This window comes from Acidobacteriota bacterium (assembly GCA_034211275.1).
Taxonomy (GTDB): domain Bacteria; phylum Acidobacteriota; class Thermoanaerobaculia; order Multivoradales; family JAHZIX01; genus JAGQSE01.
In genome coordinates this window covers 1-4,445 of the sequence record JAXHTF010000308.1, presented here as the reverse complement: position 1 = coordinate 4,445, position 4,445 = coordinate 1, and the positions used below count along the sequence as shown (strand labels likewise).

The window sequence follows — 4,445 nt, the reverse complement described above, 5'->3', positions numbered from 1 at the left end:
GCGGCAACTTCCAGAATTCCGGAGAAAAGAGCCACCGCTCCGTCCTCCAACAGGGGCGGAAGCCGATGAATCCAGGGCAGCATCCGCTCCGGCAGGATATTGACCAGCGCCAGGGAAAACGCCGGCCGCGGGGCGAGAATCTCCAATCCACCCGCTGTCAGCAGCGGGCGCAACCGATTGGTGCGGGCGTATTGTCCCGCCATGAGCACCGCCGCCGGGTCGATCTCTACACCGACCGCCGAACGGGCTCCAAAGCTGAGTGCAGCCATGGCTAGGATACCACTGCCGGCGCCAACGTCGAGCACTCGCCGTCCGTCCAGCGCCAAATCCTCCATCAGCTCGAGCACCAGCCGGGTGCTTTCGTGGCTGCCGGTGCCGAAGGCGGTGCGGGCGGGAATGCGCAGCAGCGTCCGTCCTTCGGGCACTACCCGCGGCTCGCTGTCGAGCTCTCGGGGGTCCACCATCAGCCGCCGGCCGATGAGCAGCGGACGAGCGATCTCCCGATGGGTCGCCAGCCAGTCTTCTTCGGCCTGGAGGTGATCACCTTCCAGACTCGCCCGGAGCTCCGCCGGTGGCTCACCCGGTCCTTCCGCCTCCACCGGGAAATAGGCTTCCAGCAGGATCTCCGAATCCGGCTCCGGGACCCGCTCGGCCCACAGCTCCGGATCGTCCCCGACGCGGAGCTCCGGAGAGCCCAGTTCCTGGATCCCCAGGGTGCCCTGCTCCCAGAGCCAGGCTGATAGAGCCTCCTGATCTTTAGCCAGCACCCGATACCGGCGGCGGAGGTAGTTCTGGGCGGACATTTACCTTCTCAACTCTCGGTAGCGTCCCCCTCCTCACCCAACACTCTTCTTGACCTTCTTCTTGACCTTGTCGAAGAAGCCTTCGCGCACCGCCCGGCCCTCGAGCTCCGCCATCTTGCGCAGCAGCTCCACCTGCTCTTCTTCCAGGCTCTTGGGATCGGGAACCTCGATGATGGCCTCTGCCACGTGGTCTCCCTTGCCATGACCACCGAGGCGCGGGATGCCCTTGTTCTTGAGGCGGAAAATCTTGCCGTGGGGAGTCCCCGGCGGCACGTCTACCTCCTCCGTACCGTGGAGGGTGGGAATCTCCACCGTGGCGCCGAGCACCGCCTGTGGGTACGAGAGCTTGAGGGGGCCCAGGACGTTGGAGTCCTCGCGCTGGAAGATCTCATGGGGCTTGACTCGCACCACCACGTAGAGGTCTCCCGGCGGCCCTCCCTTGCGGCCGTGCTCGCCCTCGCCGGCGAGGCGCAACCGGGCCCCGGTATCGACGCCGGCGGGGATCTTGACGCTCAGCCGGCGCTGCTCCTCCACGCGGCCTTCGCCGTGGCAGGTCTTGCACTTGTCCTGGATGATGCGCCCCTCCCCCTGGCACTGGGGACAGGTGCGGGCGACGGTGAAGAAGCCCTGCGAGAAGCGCACCTGGCCGTGACCGCCACAGGTGCTGCAGGGCACCGGATTGGAGCCCGGCGCGGCACCGGAACCGGAGCACGACGAGCAGGACTCCAGCCGCGGGATCCGCAGCTGGGTGTCGGTGCCGAAGGCAGCGTCCTCGAAGCTCAGCTGCAGGTCATAGCGCAGGTCGGCCCCCCGGCTGGCGCCGCCACGGCCGCCGCGGCGACCACCGAAGCCGCCGCCGAAACCGAAGAGATCTCCCAGAATGTCCGAGAAGTCGGCAAAGACCGACGGATCGAAGCCGGCGGCCCCGCCGGACACGCCCTGGTGCCCGAAGCGGTCGTAGCGCGCCCGCTTGTCGGCGTCGGAAAGCACTGCATAGGCCTCCGACGCCTCTTTGAATTTGGCCTCCGCCTCGGCGTCTCCGGGATTCTTGTCCGGATGGTATTTGACCGCCAGCTTGCGGTACGCAGACTTGATGGTGGCACCGTCGGCTTCCCGGGCGACGCCCAGAACTTCGTAATAATCCCTTTGATTGCTCATCGTTTCAACACACCCGATCAAAAGCTATGAAAAGCGAATCCCTGGCCGCCAGCCGGAACCGGCGGAGGTCGCGAAAGGTCTCTGGACGGCGGAGAGCTCTCGATCCCAGGCGCTGGGATCGAGGCACTAGTCTCTAGACACGGAACTTTAGACACCGGTTTTTAGGCACCGGGCCAAAGGCGCCGAGTCTAGGCACCGGGCCTCCTCAGCCGCCGCTCTTGCTCAACATGATGTCCGATAGCAGTCCCGAGATCGACGTCAGGTCGTAGATGGAAGCCTCGAGATCCGCCTCATCGTCCGAGGATAGGGCCATGCGCCCCTTGAGCAGCACGTCGTTCACCCGCTTGCGGTCTTCATCCGACATGGCGCCTCGGAACTGCTCGAAGACCCGCTCACTGTTGTAGATCATACCCTCCAGACGGTTCTTCAGCCGCCGGAGCTCGAGGCGCTGCTCATCCTCCTGGGAGTAGCGGTCCGCCTCCTCCACCAGCCGGTCCACCTCCTCCTTGGAGAGACCGCTGGCCGGGTTGATCTGGATGCTCTGTCCTTTGCCGGTGGCCTGGTCGCGGGCGGAAACATTGACGATTCCGTTGGAATCGATGGCGAAGGTCACCTCGATCTGGGGAACACCTCGGGGCGCCGGCGGAATTCCCACCAGGCTGAACTTGCCCAGGGATTTGTTGTCCTTGGCGATCTCCCGCTCACCCTGCAGCACGTGGATCTCCACCGCCTCCTGATTGTCGCTGACGGTGGTAAAGATCTGGCTGTTCTTGGTCGGGATGGTGGAATTGCGCTCGATGAGCTTGACGTATAGACCACCGTGGGTCTCGATGCCCAGGGAGAGAGGAGTGACATCGAGGAGCACCAGATCCTTGATGTCGCCGCGCAGGATGCCCGCCTGGATGGCGGCTCCCATGGCCACCACCTCGTCGGGGTTGATCTCGTGGTTGGGCTCGCGCTCGAAGATGCGCTTGACCAGACGAGCCACCATCGGTGTACGGGTCTGACCGCCCACCAACAACACCTCGTCGATGTCGCCGGCGTTCATGCCGGCGGCGGAGAGAGCTTCCCGGCAAGGCCCTTCGGTGCGCTCCACCAAATCCTTCACCAGCTGTTCGAAATGCCCCAGGGTGAGGGTTCGCGCCAGATGTCGGGGGCCTTGGGCGTCGGCGGCGATGAACGGCAGATTGATGGACGCTTCGTCGGCGCTGGAAAGCTCGCACTTGGCCCGCTCGGCCGCCTCCTTGAGGCGCTGCAGGGCCATGCGGTCGGTGCGCAGATTGAGCCCCGCCTCCGCCTGGAACTCGTCGATCAGCCAATCCATGATCACCTGATCGAAATCCTCGCCGCCGAGGAAGGTGTCGCCGGAGGTGGCCTTGACCTCGAAGACGCCGTTCTGCACTTTCAGGATGGTGATATCGAAGGTGCCACCGCCGAGATCGTAGACGGCGATGGCCTGGTCGTCGTCCTGCTCTTTGAGCCCGTAGGCCAGCGCCGCCGCCGTCGGCTCGTTGAGGATGCGCAGTACTTCCAGGCCGGCGATCTTGCCGGCGTCCTTGGTCGCCTGGCGCTGGGAATCGTCGAAGTAGGCGGGCACGGTGATCACCGCCTCTTCCACTTCCTCCCCCAGGGCCTCCTCGGTGAAACGCTTGATCTCCCGCAGGATGAAGCTGGAGAGCTCCTCCGGACTGTACTCCCGGTCGCGGATCTCCACCTTGATGTCGCCGTTGGCCGCTTCCGTCAGCCGGTAGGGCAGAATCTCGCTGGCCCTCCGGACCTGCTCGTCCTTGTATTTGCGGCCGATGAGCCGCTTGACCGCGAAGACCGTATTCTGAGGATTGGTGATGGCCTGGCGCTTGGCGATCTGCCCCACCAACCGCTCGCCGTCCTCGGCGAAGGCGACGATGGAAGCGGTGGTCCGGCTTCCCTCGCGGTTGGCCAGCACCCGCGGGGCGGTCGCCTCCACCACAGCCACGCAGCTGTTGGTGGTGCCCAGATCGATGCCGATAATCTTACTCAAGGATCATCTACCTCTCGGCGCTCCGGGCCTCGTCTCGGCGTTCCGATGCCGACCATCGAGGGTGAGGGCCACTAGCCCTAACCCTTCTCCGCTTTCGGCACCGGCATGGCGACTTTCACCATCGCCGGCCGGATCAGCCGTTCGTGCAGGGTGTAGCCGCGCTGAAGCTCCGCCGTCACCGTCGGTTCTTCGACGTTGTCCGCTTCCTCCCGCATCACAGCGTCGTGCACCGTCGGGTCGAAGCGCTCTCCCAACGCCGGTACCGGCTCCACTTTGAAGCGGCGCAGCAGATCGTCCATCTGCTTGCGAATCATCTCGACTCCCGCCTTCAGATCGTCCACATCCCCGGAGGACGCCAGAGCGCGGTCCAGATTGTCCATGATCGGCAGGAACTCCCGCATCGGCCCTTCGACGGCATACTTCAGCAGGTCTTTGCGTTCCCGCTCCGTGCGCTTGCGGAAATT

At 64.9% G+C, this 4,445-nt stretch carries 3 protein-coding genes and 1 pseudogene; all 4 read right to left on the bottom strand.

The annotated features are described in order from the left end of the window. On the bottom strand, positions 1-803 hold an 803-nt coding region (locus SX243_25270), incomplete at its 3' end, for a 50S ribosomal protein L11 methyltransferase (protein ID MDY7096300.1). 33 nt (positions 804-836) lie between these two features. After that, complete coding sequence (gene dnaJ / locus SX243_25265) at positions 837-1,961, bottom strand: molecular chaperone DnaJ (protein ID MDY7096299.1); 1,125 nt, start codon at positions 1,959-1,961, stop codon at positions 837-839. A 238-nt stretch (positions 1,962-2,199) separates the two neighbouring features. Further along, positions 2,200-3,981, bottom strand: a pseudogene (gene dnaK, locus SX243_25260) (molecular chaperone DnaK). 77 nt (positions 3,982-4,058) lie between these two features. Then, a partial coding sequence (locus SX243_25255; GenBank protein ID MDY7096298.1) for a nucleotide exchange factor GrpE occupies positions 4,059-4,445 on the bottom strand: 387 nt, incomplete at its 5' end.

What these genes read in the sequence shown, in the direction of transcription:
- dnaJ (MDY7096299.1), bottom strand. Translation starts at nt 1,961, where the DNA reads ATGAGCAATCAAAGGGATTATTACGAAGTTCTGGGCGTCGCCCGGGAA.